Genomic DNA, 16,857 nt, shown 5'->3' with positions numbered 1-16,857 from the left:
GTGGTAGGTTTCGTTATCCTGCCGTCATCTGGGGTCACCCGGCATGCCGTACGGTGACGTCATGAACGCGAGGGTCAGGAGCGAGGAACGGCGCGCGGAGATCGTCGGAGCCGCCCTGGAGGTGATCGCCGAGCGCGGTTACCGGGGCGCGAGCCTGGCCGCGGTGGCCGAGCGCGTCGGACTCACCCAGCAGGGCCTGCTGCACCACTTCCCCACCAAGGACGCGCTGTTGGTGGCGGTGCTCCAGGAGCGGGACCGGTGGGACGCGGTGCCGGACTCGCGGTGGCGGGTGGACCTGCTGGCCTCGCTGGTCGAGTACAACGCGATGCGTCCGGCGATCATCCAGACCTTCTCCGCGCTGCTCGGCGAGAGCGTGACCGAGGGGCACCCGGCGCGGGCCTACTTCACCGAACGGTACGCGCGGGTCCGGGAGTCCATGACCGAGGTCCTGCGCGGCGAGTACGGCGACCGGCTGCCGAACGGCCTCACCCCGGAACGCACCGCCCCCCTGCTCATCGCCGTGATGGACGGCCTGCAGTACCAGTGGCTCCTGGACCCCGAGTCGGTCGACATGCCGGGGGCGTTCCGGGACTTCCTGCGGCTGCTGGGGGAACGGGCGGACTGAGGGGAACGGTCCGAGGGGGGCGCGGCTGCGCGGCGTCTGCGTCATACTGCCGCCGTCCACCGAACCACGCGCCCCACAGCGACGGAAGGTCTCAACCGCCTTGTTACGTATACGGCTTCGCATCGGCGTGCTCGGCCTGGCCCTGTCGGCCGCCCTGTCCGTTCCCGTCACGACCGCCTCGGCGGCGCCCTCCCCGACCGCCGAGGAGCGGCGGCTCGACGGGGCCGTCCCGCAGGAGATCCTCAGGCGTTCCGGATTCGACGACGCGGCACCGGAGTTCGGCCGCGCACTGGAGCGCGCGCGCTCCTACGCCGAGGCCCGCCGGGTCGTCGCACGGGAGGGTTCCGCGCTGTGGCGGCGGGCCGTGGACCGGGCACAGGGGCGGGGGCCGGCCGGCGGTGATCTCTCCCGGGACGACGACCGGCCGCTGTACTGGGCACGGCTGGGGATGACCCGGGAGGTGCGCACCTGGGAACCGGGGTTCGGCCTCACCCAAGCCCGGCGGACGGCGCTGCTCGACCGGCTGGAGCGGACCTCGCGCGGGCAGACCGACATCCGTCACCCGGAGAAGGGGCATCTGCGGCGCGTGCTGCTCACCGGCTTCGACCCCTTCACGCTCGACCGGGACATCCGCATCTCCAACCCGTCCGGGGCGGCCGCGCTCGCGCTCGACGGCACGGTGATCCGGACGGCGCGGGGCCCGGCGCGCGTCGAGACCGCCGTGTTCCCGGTGCGCTGGCAGGACTTCGCCGAGGGCACGGTGGAGCGGACGCTGCGGCCCCACCTGCCGCACGTCGACCTGTTCACGACCGTGAGCCAGGGCCGCGTCGGCCGGTTCGACGTCGAACGCACCAACGGCGCCTGGCGCGGCGGCTTCCCGGACAACGACGACGTCTCGCGCACGGAGACCGTCCCGGTCGCCGACCCGGCGACCCAGCCCCAGTGGACGGGCACCACGCTGCCGTACGCGGCCGTCGTGGCCGCGCGGACGGGGCGTTTCCCGGTCTACGACCACACGGAGGTGACCGAGATCCCGGCCGGGCCGGGCACCGGTCCCGTGGTGCGGCCGGACGGACCGACCCCCGGCTCCACCGCCCGGGCCGGGGGCGGTGGTGACTACCTCTCCAACGAGATCGCCTACCGGGCCACCCTGCTGCGGGACCGGCTCGGACTGCACGACTCCCTGCCGGGCGGGCATGTGCACACGCCCGTGCTGCAGTTCGGCGCCGGCAACACCGACCCGGCCGCCGGCACGGTCACCGACCCGGAGTTCGTGCGCAACCGGCTGGACATCATCGCGCAGACGCGGTCGATCGTGACCGTCGCGCTCAGTGCGACGGAGCGAACGCGAGGCTGATGCCGAGGCCGGCCAGGACGGAACCGATCACCTTGTTGAGGACCTTCTGGCCGCGCAGCATCACGGCACGCATCCGGGAGTGCGAGAAGAACGCGGCGACCACGCCGAACCACAGCAGGTGGGCCAGCGACATGAACAGGCCGTAGCCCGCCTGCTGGCAGAGCGGGGTGTCCGGGCTGACGACCTGGGCGAAGGTGGAGACGACGAACAGGGTCGTCTTCGGGTTGAGCACGTTGGTGAGGAAGCCGGCGCGCAGGGCGGCGAGCGGGGTGAGCTCCCGCTTGTCGTCCAGGTCGATGCGCAGCTCGCCGCGGGTGCGGTAGGTGCGGACGCCGACGTACACCAGGTAGGTGGCGCCGATCAGCTTGATCACCGTGAACAGGGCGGTGGAGGAGGCGATCAGCAGGCCGACGCCGAGCAGGGTGTACGTGACGTGGACCAGGACGCCCGCCGCCACGCCCACGGCGGCGAGCAGACCGGTGCGGCGGCCGTACAGGTAGCTGTTGCGGACGATCATCGCGAAGTCCGCGCCGGGGGCGATCACGGCGAGGACCGTGATGACGGCGACGGCGAGTATCTGGGTCTCGGGGTGACGTCCTCCGTGTCCGGCCGGCCACCGGGAGCACCGGGTGCGGCGGGGTCGTCGGCGGCGCTCTCCTCGCCCAGCAGGTCACGGGCGAGGAGTGTGGCGCCCGCGACCGCGCCCGGCATCAGGAACACCGCGGCGAAGGGAACCAGGAAGGCCAGGCCCAGGGGGGTGCCGAAGCCCCAGACCAGGGTCTTGCGGGAGCGGAACAGGGTGAGGCGGGCGCGCAGTTCGACGCCCCGGCGCTGCAGGGCCACGGCGGCGAGTTCCTCGGTGAGGAAGAAGCCGGTGACGAAGAAGCCGATCACGGGTACGACGGTCTGGCCGACGAAGGGCAGGAACCCGAGGGCGAAGAGCAGCACGCCCCACAGGGCGGCCCGGACCAGCACGCGCAGGCTGTCCCGGGCGGAGATCCACAGCTCGCGCCAGAGCGGGAGGCCGGACCGGGGAGCGGTGCCGTCGGGCGAGACGTCGGCGTCGACCGTCTCCGAGAGGTTCTCGTAGAAGGGCTGGCCGACCAGCAGGGTGACGGCGGTGAACGTCAGCACCGCCAGCAGCAGGCCGAGGGCGAAGAGGACGGCCGTCAGGAAGCCGCGGAACAGGCCCTGCCAGGGGCTCCCCCAGTCGTCCGCGAACGGGGTCGCCCAGCTGACGGCGTCCGCGCCCCACAGGGCGAGGGCGACCAGTGCCGCCGCGTACAGCACCAGTGTGATCAGGCCGGGCAGCAGCCCGAACCCGTACTGGCGGCCGTGCCGCGCCACCCACCGCTGGCCCTTCAGCAGATAACCGAATCCCACCCCAAGATCACGCATGGCGAGGACTCTACTGGCTCGGTGCGGCCGGGTGGGGGGTCAGTCGGCCAGCATGCGGTGCAGCAGGTCCCGCAGGGAGCGCCGCTCCTCCTCGGACAGTCCGGCGAGCGGCTCGCGGGCGAAGTGCAAGCCCTCGCGCAGGTCCCGGGCCATCTGCCGGCCCTCCCCGGTGGCGGCGGCCACCTTCACCCGGCGGTCGGCCGGGTCGGGGCGGCGCTCCACCAGGCCGCGGGACTCCAGACGGTCCACGATCCCGGTCACGTTCGACGGTTCGCATTTCAGCTTCTGCGCCAGCTTGCGCATCGGCAGCGGCTCCAGCGAGAGCAGGCTGAGGAGCCGGGCCTGCGGGCCGGTCAGCGCGTGCTCGCCCGCCGCCTTCTCGTAGTCCGCGTAGAAGCGGGCCACGACGTCACCGATCAGCTCGACCACCTCCATGGTGAGGGCGTCGGGGCGGTGGGTACGCGATGGGGTGGACATGCCCACCAGGATACCCGGTTACTTGACATCATGAAATATTCAGGCGCATGGTTGTTTCAGGTTCTGAAGTAAATTGGAAAGGCTCCGTCATGATCAACCGCGAGTGGCACCTGCTCAGCCGTCCCGTCGGCTGGCCGAAGCCCGAGGACTTCGCCCTGGTCGAGGCGCCGGTCCCGACCCCGGGCGAGGGCCAGGTGCTGGTGCGGAACAAGTACCTCTCCGTCGACCCGTACATGCGCGGCCGCATGAGTGCCGCGAAGTCGTACGCCGCCCCCTTCGAGCTGGGCAAGGTCATGCAGGGCGGCGCGGTCGGCGAGGTGATCGAGTCGAACGCCGAGGGCATCGCCGTCGGCGACCACGTCCTGCACTTCTTCGGCTGGCGCGAGTACGCCGCGGTGGACGCGAAGAACGCCGTCAAGGTGGGCCCGACGGCCGTCCCGGCCGTGACGGTCGACCCGGAGGCCGTGCCCCTGTCGGCGTACCTCGGCGTCCTCGGCATGACCGGCCTGACCGCCTACGCCGGGCTGCTGCGCACCGCCTCCTTCAAGGAGGGCGACGTCGTGTTCGTGTCGGGCGCGGCCGGCGCCGTCGGCAGCCAGGTGGGCCAGATCGCCAAGCTCAAGGGCGCCTCCCGGGTCATCGGCTCGGCCGGGTCCGACGAGAAGGTCAAGCTGCTGGTGGAGGAGTACGGCTTCGACGCCGCCTTCAACTACAAGAACGGCCCGGTCGACGAGCAGCTGCGGCAGGCCGCGCCCGACGGCGTCGACGTCTACTTCGACAACGTCGGCGGGGACCACCTGGAGGCCGCCATCGGGTCACTGAACCAGGGCGGCCGGATCGCGGTCTGCGGCATGATCTCGGTCTACAACAACACCGAGCCCGCCCCCGGCCCGCGGAACCTCGCCCGGCTGATCCAGACCCGCGGCCGGATCGAGGGCTTCCTGGTCGGCGACCACTACGACCTGCAGCCGCAGTTCGTCCAGGAGGTCGGCCCGTGGGTCGCCTCGGGCGCGCTGAAGTACCGGGAGACCGTGGTCGAGGGCATCGAGAACAACCTCGAGGCGTTCCTCGGAGTGCTGCGCGGCGACAACATCGGCAAGATGGTCGTCAAGCTCTAGCCTTCACGACGTTTTCGGCATGCGGTAACTTCTTTCCGAAATCATCCGTCGTCGATCGTGGGCGCGAGTCACGGCGGACCGAGGAGGAAGACAACCGCATGCCCATCACGCAGTCCGACGTCCTGTACACCGCCGTCGCCACCGCGGAGAACGGCCGCGACGGCCGGGTCGCCACCGACGACGGCAAGCTCGACGTGGTCGTCAACCCGCCCAAGGAGCTGGGCGGCAACGGCGCCGGCACGAATCCGGAGCAGCTGTTCGCCGCCGGCTACAGCGCCTGCTTCCAGGGCGCGCTCGGCGTCGTGGCCCGGCAGGAGGGCGCCGACGTCTCCGGCTCCACGGTCACGGCCAAGGTCGGTATCGGCAAGAACGACGACGGTTTCGGGATCATCGTGGAGATCTCGGCCAGCATCCCGAACGTCGACGAGGCGACCGCCCGGGAACTCGTCGAGAAGGCGCACCAGGTGTGCCCCTACTCGAAGGCGACCCGCGGCAACATCACCGTGACGCTGGTCTGACCTTCGTCGTTGCGCACAGCGGCAGCCGCACCCCTGGACGTGGGGTGCGGCTGCTTCGCGCCCACGGCCGCCGCCCGGAACCGGTACGTCACCGGGTGCGGGCCGCCGGCGGTTCTGGCTCGGTTCCCCGCGCCCCTTCAGGGCATCGCCAGTGCCGCCCGGTGGACGGCGGCCGCCAGCCTGTCGTTCTCCGGCGCGGCTCCGCCCGGGAACGCGAACCGCCTGCGCGCATAGCCGTAGGCGAGCCCGCTGCGCGGGTCCGCGAAGGCCTGGACGCCGTTCGCGCCGCTGTGGCCCAGCGCGCCGGCGCCCAGGAAGGGGTGCCAGGTGTCCGCGGTCGCCTGGAAGCCGAGGCCGAAGGCCTGGTGGCCGCGGGCCACCAGGTCGTACCCCACGGAGTGGATCTGGGCGAACTCCGCGAGCGTGTCCTCCTTCAGCAAGGGGGCTCTGCCGTCCACCTCGCCGATCATCGCCGCGTACATGCCCGCGAGGCCGCGTGCCGAGCCGGTCCCGCCCACCGAGGCGGGGCCCCTGGCCCGGATCAGCCGCTCGTTCGGCAGGCTCTCCAGGTCGGTGGGCTCCGCGCCGTGCCGGTTGAAGGCGATCGACGTGAGGGTGTGCGGGCCGGCCGGCACGGCGTCGAGCCGCGCCCGCTGCGCGGGAGTCGGCCGCAGGGGCAGGACCGGGCGGAAGCGGGGCTCGTGCGCGGCCGGCAGACCCAGGTGGAGGTCGAGGCCGTGGGGGACCCGGACCCGCTCCTCGTACACCTCCTGGAGCGTGCGGCCCGTCGCCCGGCGGACGATCTCACCGGTCAGCGCGCCGATCACCAGTGCGTGACACCCGAAGGCCGTGCCAGGCCGCCAGAACGGCCGCTGGTCGGCGAGGCGCTCGGCGATCACCCGGTCGTCGGCCAGCTCGGCGAGGCTGAAGCCGGTGTCGGTGCCGACCAGCCCCGCCCGGTGCGCGAGCAGGTCGCGCAGGGTCAGCGCGCCCTTGCCCTCGGCGGCGAACTCCGGCCAGTAGTAGGTGACCTTGCGGTCCACCTCCAGGGTGCCGTCCTGCACCAGCAGCGCGGTGACCAGGTGGGCCGCGCCCTTCGTGGCCGAGTACACGCCGTACAGCGAGTCACCCGTCACACCCGCGCCGGCCCACAGGTCCACGACGCGACGCCCGTGGACGTACGCGCACAACTGGGCCTCGTGGTCGCCCGCCTCCTCGGCGACGACGGCGGCGAACTCCTCGCGCACCGTCTCGAAACCCTCGGCGACCGTGCCCCGGACGGTGCTCTCCTGCGTCATCCACTCTCCTCGGCCGATCCGCTGCCCGCTGCCGCCCCCGGCACAACGCCCGCGCCGGCGTCGGGCGTTTCCGGGGACCGGTACGGCGGGACGTGCCTGTTCGACTCAACTGCCGCGGGCTCCCGGATGTCACGAAGGCCCCGGACGGCCGGGGGAACGCGGGTGCGCCGGGGTGCGGGTCGCCGGAGGAACGCGGGGGTGCGGGTGCGCCGGGGCGCGGGTCAGGTGCGCCGGGGCGCGGGTCAGGTGCACCACCACAGGAAGCGGTCACAGGTCTTGGTGGGTGTCGGCTCGGGGGTGGGGTCGGCCGTCGTCGGGGCCGCCGTCGGGCTCGCGGGCGGTGTGCCGGGCGGGGCGGCCGGGGTGGGGGCGGTCGCACCGGAACCCGTCGTGGCCGACTGCCGGGGTGTGCCGGTGTCCTGGGCGGAGGGGGACGCGGAGTCCTTTTCGTCCCGCGGGGACCCGGAGGCGGACGGTGAGGCGGAGGCGTCCGGGGAGGCGGACCCGCCGTGGCTCGGGGTGATGCCGGAGGTGGCGTCGAGGGGTTCGGCCGTGTGGTCCGGCAGGGTGGAGGCGGCGCCGCCGTCCGCCGCGGTGTCCCCGGCCGGGGCCGGGGTGTCGCCGGTGGTGAAGGGCGAGAAGGGGGCGTCCGTGCCGAGTTCGGCGAGGCTGAGCCCGCCGGCCGCGAGCACGAAACCGGCCGCGACCAGCAGGGTACGGCGACGGCGACGGCGGTGGACGGCGGCCTTGCGGTCCCGCCGGCTGCCGGCGGCACGGGCGTCGGCGCGGCCGGCGACGCGCCGGCCGGCGGGAGCGTCGTCCTCGGCGAACTCCCGGTCGTCCTCGTCGCCCTCCTCCGACCGGACCGGCTCGTCCCGGCCGTCCGGCCCGTCCGGCCCCTCCGGGTCTTCCGGTTCGCCGTGGCCGCCGTACGGTTCGGGGTGCGGCTCGCCGTAGGCCTCGCGATACGGCTCGCTGTACGACTCGTCGTACGACCGCTCGTACGAGTGACCCCCGTACGGGGCAGGCGGTTGCGCACGGCTCTGCTCGTACCCGTGGGTGCGCCCGTGCGCGTGCGCGGCCGGCGCCGCCGCGAAGACGGCGAGGCGGTCGGCCGGAGTGCCGCACCCGGGACAGGCCAGGGCGCCGTTCAGGTGCCGTTGGCACGGGGGGCAGTAGTCCATGACGCGGGAAGACTAGAGTCCGCACGGGTCAGGTTCCAGGCGCCCCTGTGAAGGTTTGGTGCGAGGTCGAAAAAGTTATCGAAAGCCTTGCCGAAACCGTTACCTGTTCGACCCATTGACACCCCCGCCGCCCCATCCTTACTGTCACGCCAACATTTCGAACGAGTGACGAAATCTCGAACAGCTGAGGGGCAACTGCCGTGCGCATCACCGGAATCAGCACGCACGTGGTCGGCACGCCGTGGCGCAACCTGACCTACGTCCAGGTGCACACCGACGAGGGCCTCACGGGGGTCGGTGAGACCAGGATGCTCGGTCACACCGACGCGCTGCTCGGCTATCTGCGCGAGGCCGAGGCCAATCACATCCTCGGCTCGGACCCGTTCGCCGTCGAGGACCTGGTGCGCCGCATGAAGTACGGCGACTACGGCCGCGCCGGCGAGATCGTCATGTCCGGCATCGCGGTGGTCGAGATGGCGTGCTGGGACATCAAGGGCAAGGCGCTGGGCGTGCCGGTGTGGCAGCTGCTCGGCGGGAAGGTGACCGACCGGGTCAAGGCGTACGCCAACGGGTGGTACACGACCGAGCGGACCCCGGAGGCGTACCACAAGGCCGCCCGGGGGGTCATGGAGCGTGGGTACAAGGCGCTGAAGATCGACCCCTTCGGCACCGGGCACTTCGAGCTGGACCACGACGAGACCCTGTACGCGGTCTCCCTCATCGAGGCCGTGCGCGACGCCATCGGCCCGGACGCCGAACTGATGCTGGAGATGCACGGCCGCTTCTCCCCCGCCACCGCCGTCCGGCTCGCCAGGGAGCTGGCCCCCTTCGAGCCCGCCTGGCTGGAGGAGCCCGTGCCGCCGGAGAACCTCAAGGCACTGGAGAAGGTCGCGGCCAAGGTCGACATCCCGGTCGCCACCGGTGAGCGCATCCACGACCGGATCGAGTTCCGCGAGCTGTTCGAGAGCCAGGCCGTGGACGTCATCCAGCCCGACGTCGGCCACATCGGCGGCATCTGGGAGACCCGCAAGCTGGCCGCCACCGCCGAGACGCACTACATGCTCGTCGCCCCGCACAACGTCGGCGGGTCCGTCCTCACCGCCGCCTCCCTCCAGGTCGGCTTCACCTCCCCGAACTTCAAGATCCTTGAGCACTTCAACGACTTCGCGGACGCGGAGATCAAGAAGGTGGTCAAGGGGGCGCCGCAGGTCGTGGACGGGTACTTCCACCTCTCCGACGCACCCGGTCTCGGCGTCGAGCTGGACGTCGACGCGGCGGCCGAGTTCCCGCAGCAGCAGGCCCGGTTCGACCTGTGGTCCGAGGGCTGGGAGCAGCGCAGGCCGAAGGGCACGAAGTGAGTTCCCGGATCCTGGTCGAGGCGCCGGGCACCCACCGGGTGGAGGAGCACACGCCCCGCGACCCCGGCCCCGGCGAGGCGCTGGTCGCCGTGCACGCCGTCGGCATCTGCGGCAGCGACCGCGAGGTGTACCAGGGCACCCGGCCGGAGGGGTACGTCCGCTACCCGCTCACGCCGGGCCACGAGTGGTCCGGGACGGTGTGGGCGGTGGGCGCCGGTGTGCCGGAGGGCCTCATCGGCCGCAAGGTCGTCGGCGAGGGCTTTCGCAACTGCCAGGTCTGCGAACGCTGTCACGCGGGCGAGACCACGCTGTGCGCCGCGGGGTACGAGGAGACCGGCTTCACCCGGCCCGGCGCCATGGCCGGCACGCTCACCCTCCCGGCCCGGCTGCTGCACCCGCTGCCGGACGACGCCGACCTCACCGCCGCCGCCCTGCTGGAGCCGGCCGCCTGCATCGCCGCCGCCGCGCTGAAGTCGGGCGCCCGGCCGGGCGAGCGGGTCGCGGTGGTCGGCACGGGCACGCTGGGCATGTTCGCGGTGCAGTTCCTGAAGGCCGTCTCGCCCGCGGAACTGCTCGTCGTGGGCACGCGCGATGACCGGGAGGCGCTCTCCCGGCGGTTCGGGGCGACCGACTTCCGGCTCAGGGACCGGGAACTGCCCGACGACTTCGACGTCGTGATCGAGACCGCCGGGTCGGCGTCCGCCGCGCGCACCGCCGCCTCGCTGCTCCGGCGCGGCGGACGGCTGGTCCTGACGGGCATCCCGGCGCCGGGCGCCCAGGGGCTGGACCCGACCGGTCTCGTCGTACGGCAGCTGGAGGTGCGCACCGTCTTCGGGGCTCCGCCGGACGCCTGGGCGCACGCCGTGCGGGTGTTCGGCGCCGGGCTGCTCGACCCGCTGCCGCTGATCACGCACGAGCTGCCGCTGACCGGGTTCTCCCAGGCCATCGAGCTGGTGGGAGCCGGCGATCCGAAGGTGGGCAAGGTGCTGCTCCGGCCCTAGGGCCTTTCGTTCGGATCAGGCCGGATCAGGGAGCGGGGTCTGGTGCCGTACATCGCAAGGCGGAGGAGGGCGACATGGCGGAGCCATGGCAACCGACGACAACGCGGCGAGGTGCGGTGCCAGGGCCCGCGAGCCCGGCATGATCCAAACGAGAGGCCCTAGGGGCCCCTGTCGTACGCCGGCCGGGGCGTGACCTGACGGCGCCCCGGCCGGCGTACTCCCGGCGCTTTTCCCGCGCTTGTCCCGGCGCCCTTTCACAGCCGAAGCCGCGAACCTTGTCCGATATTTCGAACACTCAGGACACTAAGGAACAGCCAGTGAACGACGCTTCCGCCCCGGCGGTGCGCAGGCCCGGTGAGCAGCCGCTCGCCGCACTCGGCCTGGGCGCGCCCGCCCTCGACCCCGCCGACGCCTCCGTCCACAGCTTCCCGGGCGGCGGTCGCTGGCGCACCGAGATCCCCTCGTGCGAGGGTCCCGAAGCGCTGGCGGTCGTCCTCAAGGAGGCCTCGCGCCTCGATGTGCCCATCCACCGGATCAGCCAGGGCAGCGGCGTGTGGATGCTCACCGACGCCGAGATCACCGAGATGGCCGAGGCCACCGCCGAACGCGGCATCGAGCTCTGCCTGTTCACCGGCCCGCGCGGCACCTGGGACATCGGCGGCTCGGTGCGGTCCGACTCCCGCGGGGCCGGACCGCGCGCCCGGGGCCACGACGCGGTCGCCGGCTGTGTCGAGGACGCCGTCAGGGCCACCGAACTGGGCGTCAAGTGCCTGCTCGTCGCCGACGAGGGCGTGCTGTGGACCCTGCACCGGGCCCGCGCGGCCGGCATCCTCCCGGCCGGCACCACGCTGAAGGTCTCGGCGCTCATCGGCCCCGTCAACCCGGCCTCGTACGCCGTCTACGAGCGGCTCGGCGCCGACTCCGTCAACGTGCCCAGCGATCTGACGCTGGACCACCTCACCGAGATCCGCCGGGTGTCCGCCGCCCCGATGGACATGTACATCGAGGCCCCGGACGACCTCGGCGGCTACGTCCGGATGTACGAGGTCGCCGAGCTGATCCGGCGCGGCGCACCGCTCTACCTGAAGTTCGGTCTGTCCAAGGCGCCCGGCATCTACCCGTGGGGCACCCATCTGCGGGACGTGACCCTGGACACCGCCCGGGAGCGGGTGCGGCGCGGCCGGCTAGCCCTGGACCTGCTCGCCCGGCACGGCGCGGACGACGGCATGGCGCCGCTCGGCTCCCGGCTGCCCGGAACCCTCCACCGCTTCCCCGTCGAAGCCTCCGCTCCTCCCCACGACGAGCCTCTCCACGACGAGCCTCTCCACGACGAGAACGACAAGGACTGATCCCATGCGCAACCGCAGAGCCGCACTCGCCCTGCTGGCATCGGCCGCCTCGCTCGCCCTCACCCTGACCGCGTGCGGCCAGAACAGCGAGGGCGGCAGCAAGGAGAAGCCGGGCGACACCAAGGGCGCCACCATCGGCATCGCGATGCCGACCAAGTCCTCCGAGCGCTGGATATCCGACGGCAAGAACGTCGTGAAGGACCTGGAGGCCAAGGGGTACAAGACCAAGCTGGTGTACGGCGAGGACGACCCCGAACAGCAGGTCTCGCAGATCGAGAACCTGATCACGCAGGGCGTCAAGGGCCTGATCATCGCGGCCATCGACAACAAGTCCCTGAACAGCGTGCTCCAGCAGGCCGCCGACGCCGGCATCCCGGTCATCTCCTACGACCGCCTGATCCTCGGCAGCGACCACGTCGACTACTACGCCTCGTTCGACAACGAGAAGGTCGGCAAGCTGCAGGGCCAGTACATCGTGGACAAGCTCGGGCTGGGCAAGGGCGCGAAGGGCCCGTTCAACATCGAGCTGTTCGCCGGCTCCAACGACGACAACAACACCCGGTACTTCTTCGACGGCGCGATGAGCGTGCTGAAGCCGTACATGGACAAGAAGCAGCTCGTCGTCCGGTCCGGCCAGACCGCGCTCGACAAGGTCACCACGCTGCGCTGGGACGGCGCCACCGCCCAGCGGCGCATGGACGACATCCTCACCTCCTCGTACAAGAGCGAGAAGGTCGACGCCGTCCTCTCGCCCTACGACGGCATCTCCATCGGCGTGCTGTCCGCGCTGAAGTCGGACGGCTACGGCTCGGGGAGCAGGCCGCTGCCGGTCATCACCGGCCAGGACGCGGAGCTGGCCTCCGTGAAGTCGATCATCGGCGGCCAGCAGACGCAGACCGTCTACAAGGACCTCCGCAAGCTCGCCGAGGTCGCCTCGACGATGGTCGACGACCTGCTGAAGGGCAAGAAGCCCGAGGTCAACGACACCAAGTCGTACGACAACGGCTCCAAGGTCGTCCCCGCCTACCTGCTCCAGCCGGTCAGCGTCGACAAGACCAACTACGAGGACGTGCTCGTCAAGGGCGGCTACTACACGGACTCCCAGCTCAAGTGAGACCCGCCCACCCGACGACCCCACACTGATTGGAAGGCACGACCATGGCGGGACCCGTCCTGGAAATGCGCTCGATCGTCAAGACCTTTCCCGGTGTCACAGCGCTCTCGGACGTCACACTGACGGTGCGCCAGGGCGAGGTCCACGCCGTCTGCGGGGAGAACGGCGCCGGCAAGTCCACCCTGATGAAGGTGCTCTCCGGCGTCCATCCGCACGGCAGCTACGAGGGCGAGATCCTCTTCGAGGGAGAACTCTGCCGCTTCCGGGACATCCGGGCGAGCGAGCACCACGGCATCGTCATCATCCACCAGGAACTGGCACTGGTGCCGTACCTCTCCGTCGCGGAGAACATCTTCCTCGGCAACGAGCACGCCACGCGCGGGCTCATCAACTGGAACGACACCCTCAGGCATGCCACCGAACTGCTGCGCCGGGTCGGTCTGACCGACCACCCGGAGACCCGCGTCGCCGACATCGGCGTCGGCAAGCAGCAGCTCGTGGAGATCGCGAAGGCGCTGTCGAAGAAGGTGAAGCTGCTCATCCTGGACGAGCCGACCGCGGCCCTGAACGACGAGGACAGCGGCAAACTGCTCGACCTGATCCTGGAGCTGAAGAAGCAGGGCATCACCTCGATCATCATCTCCCACAAGCTGGGCGAGATCCGCCGGGTCGCCGACTCGGTGACCATCATCCGGGACGGGCGCTCCATCGAGACGCTCGACGTGAAGGACCCGGGGACGACCGAGGACCGGATCATCAGCGGCATGGTCGGCCGCGACCTCGACCACCGCTTCCCCGAGCGCACCCCGCACCACGCCGAGGAGGGCACGGCCCCGGCCCTGGAGATCCGCGACTGGACCGTGCGCCACCCGATCGACCAGCAGCGCAAGGTCGTCGACCACGTGTCGCTTCAGGTGCGCCGCGGGGAGATCGTCGGCATCGCGGGCCTCATGGGCGCCGGCCGCACCGAGCTGGCCATGAGCGTCTTCGGGCGGTCGTACGGCCGGTACGCGGGCGGCACGGTCCGCAAGGACGGCGAGGAGATCCGGACGCGGTCCGTCGCCGAGGCGATCGGGCACGGCATCGCCTACGTCACCGAGGACCGCAAGCACTACGGCCTCAACCTCATCGACACCGTCAACCGCAACATCTCGCTGACCTCGCTCGCCAAGGTGGCCCGGCGCGGTGTGGTCGACGAGCACGAGGAACGGCAGGTCGCCGAGCGGTTCCGCACCTCCATGAACATCAAGGCGCCCAGCGTCTTCGAGCCGGTGGGCAAGCTCTCGGGCGGCAATCAGCAGAAGGTCGTGCTCAGCAAGTGGATCTTCGCGGGTCCGGACGTGCTGATCCTGGACGAGCCGACGCGCGGGATCGACGTCGGCGCCAAGTTCGAGATCTACACGGTCATCGACAAGCTGGCGGCCGAGGGCAGGGCGGTCGTCTTCATCTCCTCCGAGCTGCCGGAGCTGCTCGGCATGTGCGACCGCATCTACACGATGGCCGCGGGCCGGCTGACCGGCGAGTTCTCCCGGGCCGAGGCATCCCAGGAATCGCTGATGCGCCAGATGACGAAGGACAAAGAGGTGTCCCGATGAGCACGGATGTCACCGCCAGGACCCCGGCCCCGGCGCCGCCCGGGAAGAGCGGCGACGCGGCCCCCGGCGGTCTGCTGCGGCTGATGCTGGACGGCCTGCGCAACAACATGCGCCAGTACGGCATGCTGATCGCCCTCGGCCTGATCGTGGTCCTGTTCTCGGTGTGGACCGACGGCGACCTGCTGCTGCCCCGCAACGTCTCCAACCTGGTACTGCAGAACAGCCACATCCTGATCCTCGCGATCGGCATGATGCTGGTGATCATCGCGGGCCACATCGACCTGTCGGTCGGTTCCCTGACGGCGTTCACCGGCGCGTTCGCGGCCGTCCTGACGGTGCAGCACGGGGTGGCCTGGCCGGTCGCCCTGGTGCTGTGCCTGCTGGTCGGCGCGGTGGCCGGCGCCGTACAGGGCTTCATGATCGCCTACTTCGGCATCCCCTCGTTCATCGTCACCCTCGCCGGGATGCTGATCTTCCGCGGTCTGACGGAGATCTTCCTGGAGGGGCAGACCCTCGGCCCGTTCCCGGGCGGGCTGCAGAAGATGGGCAACGGCTTCCTGCCGGAGGCCGGCCCGCACACCAACTACCACAACCTCACCCTGCTGCTGGGCATCGTCCTGATCGTCTTCACGGTCCTGCAGGAGTTCCGCGACCGCAGGCGCCAGCAGGAGTTCTCGCTCGAGGTCCCGCCGCGCGGCCTCTTCCTGCTCAAGCTCGTCGCCATCAGCGCCGCGATCCTCGTCGTCACGATGCTGCTCGCCAGCTACAAGGGCGCCCCGATCGTGCTGATCGTCCTCGGCGCGCTGGTCGTCGGCTACGGCTACGTCATGCGCAACGCCGTCTTCGGCCGGCACATCTACGCGATCGGCGGCAATCTGCCGGCGGCCAAGCTGTCCGGCGTCAAGGACAAGAAGGTCACCTTCTACGTCTTCCTGAACATGGGCGTGCTCGCGGCCCTGGCGGGTCTGGTGGTCGCCGCCCGTCTGAACGCGGCCTCGCCGAAGGCCGGCCTCAACTTCGAACTGGAGGCCATCGCCTCGTCGTTCATCGGCGGCGCGTCCATGAGCGGCGGCGTCGGCACCGTCCTCGGCGCCATCATCGGCGGTCTCGTCCTCGGCGTGCTGAACAACGGCATGAACCTCCTCAGTGTCGGCACCGACTGGCAGCAGGTCATCAAGGGCCTCGCCCTGCTGGTGGCGGTCGGATTCGACGTGTGGAACAAGCGCAAGTCCGGTTCGTAAGGGTCCAGACAAGGGAGCGCACCCCATGGAACTGAACAGACGCACGGTCATCGCGGGAGCAGCCGCGGCGGGGCTCGCCGCCACCACCGCCGGTACCGCCCACGCCTCCTCGGGGAGGAAACCGGTGAAGGAGCTCTTCGGCACCCTCGCCGACGGCACGAGGGTCCACCGCTGGTCGCTGGAGAACGGCGGCACCCGGCTGAAGGTCCTCTCCTACGGCGGCATCGTCCAGTCGCTGGAGATCCCCGACCGGCACGGCCGGTATGCGAACGTCTCGCTCGGCTACGACGACCTCGCCGCGTACGTCGCCGGGACCACCTTCTTCGGCGCCACCATCGGCCGTTACGGCAATCGCATCGCCAAGGGGCGGTTCACCCTGGACGGCAGGACCTACCAGCTGTCCGTCAACGACGGCGAGAACAGCCTGCACGGTGGCGCCAAGGGCTTCAACACCAAGGTGTGGGACGTGGAGCCGTTCAGCGCGGGCACGGACGTCGGCCTGCACCTGTACGACACGAGCGCCGACGGCGAGATGGGCTACCCCGGCACGCTGCGGACGAGGGTCACCTTCACGCTGAACCGGCACGGCGACTGGCGGATCGACTACGCGGCCACCACCGACAGGCCGACGGTCGTCAACCTCACCAACCACACGTACTACAACCTCGCCGGCGAGGGCAGCGGCAGCATCTGTGGCCACGAGCTCTGGCTGGCCGCGAGCCGGTACACCCCCACCGACGCGGGCCTGATCCCCACCGGCGAACTGGCGAAGGTGACGGGCACCCCGTTCGACTTCACCCGGCCCAAGCCGGTCGGCCGCGACCTCCGCACCGGCCACGGCCAGCTGGTGACCGCCAAGGGCTACGACCACAACTTCGTGCTCGACAAGGGGGTGACCGCGCGGCCGGAGCACGTGGTGACGCTCCGCGACCCGGGGTCCGGCCGGACCCTGAGGATCCTCACCGACCAGCCCGGCGTGCAGTTCTACTCGGGCAACTTCCTCGACGGCACCCTCGTCGGCACGTCCGGGCGGACCTACCGGCAGAGTGACGGTCTGTGCCTGGAGACCCAGCACTTCCCGGACTCGCCGAACCAGCCGTCGTTCCCCTCCACCGTGCTGCGGCCCGGGCAGACGTACCGGTCGACGACGATCCACGCGTTCGGGTCGTGAAGTCGCTCACCCATCGGATGAGTTGAACACCACCGCCGCCGCCTCCGTATCCA

16 protein-coding genes are annotated in these 16,857 nt (G+C 71.1%); 11 read left to right on the top strand and 5 right to left on the bottom strand.

Annotated features, from left to right (window positions below; translation table 11 throughout):
• Positions 1–43: 43 nt before the first annotated feature.
• Together FHS34_RS03205 and FHS34_RS03200 are read left to right on the top strand one after the other, a co-directional pair.
• A complete protein-coding gene (locus FHS34_RS03205) occupies positions 44–625 on the top strand; it encodes a TetR/AcrR family transcriptional regulator (protein ID WP_184960715.1) in 582 nt (193 codons plus the stop codon).
• A gap of 100 nt (positions 626–725) precedes the next feature.
• The gene (locus tag FHS34_RS03200) at positions 726–1,982 is read left to right on the top strand and encodes a pyroglutamyl-peptidase I (protein WP_184960713.1); all 1,257 of its coding nucleotides are present in this window, start codon (positions 726–728) and stop codon (positions 1,980–1,982) included.
• Here FHS34_RS03200 and FHS34_RS03195 read toward each other — a convergent pair.
• From FHS34_RS03195 to FHS34_RS03185, 3 genes are read right to left on the bottom strand one after another with little or no spacing between them, the layout of a single operon-like run.
• Positions 1,954–2,526, bottom strand: coding sequence for a LysE family transporter (locus tag FHS34_RS03195; RefSeq protein ID WP_225817420.1), 573 nt, complete (start codon positions 2,524–2,526; stop codon positions 1,954–1,956). The two genes, FHS34_RS03200 and FHS34_RS03195, sit on opposite strands and share 29 nt — an antisense overlap.
• On the bottom strand, positions 2,523–3,380 hold the full coding sequence (locus tag FHS34_RS03190; protein WP_225817419.1) for an EI24 domain-containing protein: 858 nt from the start codon (positions 3,378–3,380) through the stop codon (positions 2,523–2,525). The genes FHS34_RS03195 and FHS34_RS03190 overlap by 4 nt, the downstream gene beginning before the upstream one ends.
• A gap of 39 nt (positions 3,381–3,419) precedes the next feature.
• Positions 3,420–3,857 carry a MarR family winged helix-turn-helix transcriptional regulator gene (locus FHS34_RS03185; protein ID WP_184960499.1) on the bottom strand — a complete coding sequence of 146 codons (438 nt, stop codon included), beginning with the start codon at positions 3,855–3,857 and terminating at the stop codon, positions 3,420–3,422.
• Between the two features lie 89 nt (positions 3,858–3,946).
• Between FHS34_RS03185 and FHS34_RS03180 the strand changes: the two genes are divergently transcribed.
• Together FHS34_RS03180 and FHS34_RS03175 are read left to right on the top strand one after the other, a co-directional pair.
• Positions 3,947–4,975 carry an NADP-dependent oxidoreductase gene (locus tag FHS34_RS03180; protein ID WP_184960301.1) on the top strand — a complete coding sequence of 343 codons (1,029 nt, stop codon included), beginning with the start codon at positions 3,947–3,949 and terminating at the stop codon, positions 4,973–4,975.
• Between the two features lie 98 nt (positions 4,976–5,073).
• Positions 5,074–5,493 carry an organic hydroperoxide resistance protein gene (locus FHS34_RS03175; protein WP_184960299.1) on the top strand — a complete coding sequence of 140 codons (420 nt, stop codon included), beginning with the start codon at positions 5,074–5,076 and terminating at the stop codon, positions 5,491–5,493.
• 137 nt (positions 5,494–5,630) lie between these two features.
• Here the strand turns inward: FHS34_RS03175 and FHS34_RS03170 are convergent, their stop codons facing one another.
• Together FHS34_RS03170 and FHS34_RS03165 are read right to left on the bottom strand one after the other, a co-directional pair.
• On the bottom strand, positions 5,631–6,791 hold the full coding sequence (locus FHS34_RS03170) for a serine hydrolase domain-containing protein (protein ID WP_184960297.1): 1,161 nt from the start codon (positions 6,789–6,791) through the stop codon (positions 5,631–5,633).
• Positions 6,792–7,033: 242 nt separating this feature from the next.
• Entirely contained in the window at positions 7,034–7,975 is a 942-nt protein-coding gene (locus tag FHS34_RS03165) for an SCO2400 family protein (protein ID WP_184960292.1), read from the bottom strand.
• 200 nt (positions 7,976–8,175) lie between these two features.
• On the opposite strand from FHS34_RS03165, the gene FHS34_RS03160 reads away from it, so the two are divergent.
• The 7 genes from FHS34_RS03160 to FHS34_RS03130 all read left to right on the top strand — a co-directional run bounded on the left by FHS34_RS03160 (position 8,176) and on the right by FHS34_RS03130 (position 16,804).
• Positions 8,176–9,333 carry a mandelate racemase/muconate lactonizing enzyme family protein gene (locus tag FHS34_RS03160; RefSeq protein ID WP_184960290.1) on the top strand — a complete coding sequence of 386 codons (1,158 nt, stop codon included), beginning with the start codon at positions 8,176–8,178 and terminating at the stop codon, positions 9,331–9,333.
• Positions 9,330–10,334 (top strand): zinc-dependent alcohol dehydrogenase, encoded by a 1,005-nt coding sequence (locus FHS34_RS03155; RefSeq protein ID WP_184960288.1) that lies wholly within the window; start codon positions 9,330–9,332, stop codon positions 10,332–10,334. The genes FHS34_RS03160 and FHS34_RS03155 overlap by 4 nt, the downstream gene beginning before the upstream one ends.
• A gap of 317 nt (positions 10,335–10,651) precedes the next feature.
• Positions 10,652–11,683, top strand: a complete 1,032-nt coding sequence (locus tag FHS34_RS03150; RefSeq protein WP_184960286.1) for a hypothetical protein — start codon at positions 10,652–10,654, stop codon at positions 11,681–11,683.
• Positions 11,684–11,687: 4 nt separating this feature from the next.
• Positions 11,688–12,797 carry a multiple monosaccharide ABC transporter substrate-binding protein gene (chvE, locus tag FHS34_RS03145; protein ID WP_184960284.1) on the top strand — a complete coding sequence of 370 codons (1,110 nt, stop codon included), beginning with the start codon at positions 11,688–11,690 and terminating at the stop codon, positions 12,795–12,797.
• A gap of 44 nt (positions 12,798–12,841) precedes the next feature.
• Positions 12,842–14,392 (top strand): multiple monosaccharide ABC transporter ATP-binding protein, encoded by a 1,551-nt coding sequence (mmsA, locus tag FHS34_RS03140; protein ID WP_184960282.1) that lies wholly within the window; start codon positions 12,842–12,844, stop codon positions 14,390–14,392.
• Positions 14,389–15,633, top strand: coding sequence for a multiple monosaccharide ABC transporter permease (gene mmsB / locus FHS34_RS03135; RefSeq protein WP_184960280.1), 1,245 nt, complete (start codon positions 14,389–14,391; stop codon positions 15,631–15,633). Before mmsA ends, mmsB begins: the two co-directional genes overlap by 4 nt.
• A gap of 25 nt (positions 15,634–15,658) precedes the next feature.
• Positions 15,659–16,804 carry an aldose epimerase family protein gene (locus tag FHS34_RS03130; protein WP_184960278.1) on the top strand — a complete coding sequence of 382 codons (1,146 nt, stop codon included), beginning with the start codon at positions 15,659–15,661 and terminating at the stop codon, positions 16,802–16,804.
• Positions 16,805–16,857: the final 53 nt, after the last annotated feature.

Origin of the sequence: Streptomyces echinatus, from assembly GCF_014203595.1 — a bacterium.
Lineage (GTDB): Bacteria > Actinomycetota > Actinomycetes > Streptomycetales > Streptomycetaceae > Streptomyces > Streptomyces echinatus.
Note: the sequence above shows the minus strand (reverse complement) of the source record. Positions and strands in the feature narration are given on the sequence as shown.

What these genes read in the sequence shown, in the direction of transcription:
- FHS34_RS03205 (WP_184960715.1), top strand. Translation starts at nt 44, where the DNA reads ATGCCGTACGGTGACGTCATGAACGCGAGGGTCAGGAGCGAGGAACGG.
- FHS34_RS03190 (WP_225817419.1), bottom strand. Translation starts at nt 3,380, where the DNA reads ATGCGTGATCTTGGGGTGGGATTCGGTTATCTGCTGAAGGGCCAGCGG.
- FHS34_RS03185 (WP_184960499.1), bottom strand. Translation starts at nt 3,857, where the DNA reads ATGTCCACCCCATCGCGTACCCACCGCCCCGACGCCCTCACCATGGAG.
- FHS34_RS03180 (WP_184960301.1), top strand. Translation starts at nt 3,947, where the DNA reads ATGATCAACCGCGAGTGGCACCTGCTCAGCCGTCCCGTCGGCTGGCCG.
- FHS34_RS03175 (WP_184960299.1), top strand. Translation starts at nt 5,074, where the DNA reads ATGCCCATCACGCAGTCCGACGTCCTGTACACCGCCGTCGCCACCGCG.
- FHS34_RS03170 (WP_184960297.1), bottom strand. Translation starts at nt 6,791, where the DNA reads ATGACGCAGGAGAGCACCGTCCGGGGCACGGTCGCCGAGGGTTTCGAG.
- FHS34_RS03165 (WP_184960292.1), bottom strand. Translation starts at nt 7,975, where the DNA reads ATGGACTACTGCCCCCCGTGCCAACGGCACCTGAACGGCGCCCTGGCC.
- chvE (WP_184960284.1), top strand. Translation starts at nt 11,688, where the DNA reads ATGCGCAACCGCAGAGCCGCACTCGCCCTGCTGGCATCGGCCGCCTCG.
- mmsA (WP_184960282.1), top strand. Translation starts at nt 12,842, where the DNA reads ATGGCGGGACCCGTCCTGGAAATGCGCTCGATCGTCAAGACCTTTCCC.
- mmsB (WP_184960280.1), top strand. Translation starts at nt 14,389, where the DNA reads ATGAGCACGGATGTCACCGCCAGGACCCCGGCCCCGGCGCCGCCCGGG.
- FHS34_RS03130 (WP_184960278.1), top strand. Translation starts at nt 15,659, where the DNA reads ATGGAACTGAACAGACGCACGGTCATCGCGGGAGCAGCCGCGGCGGGG.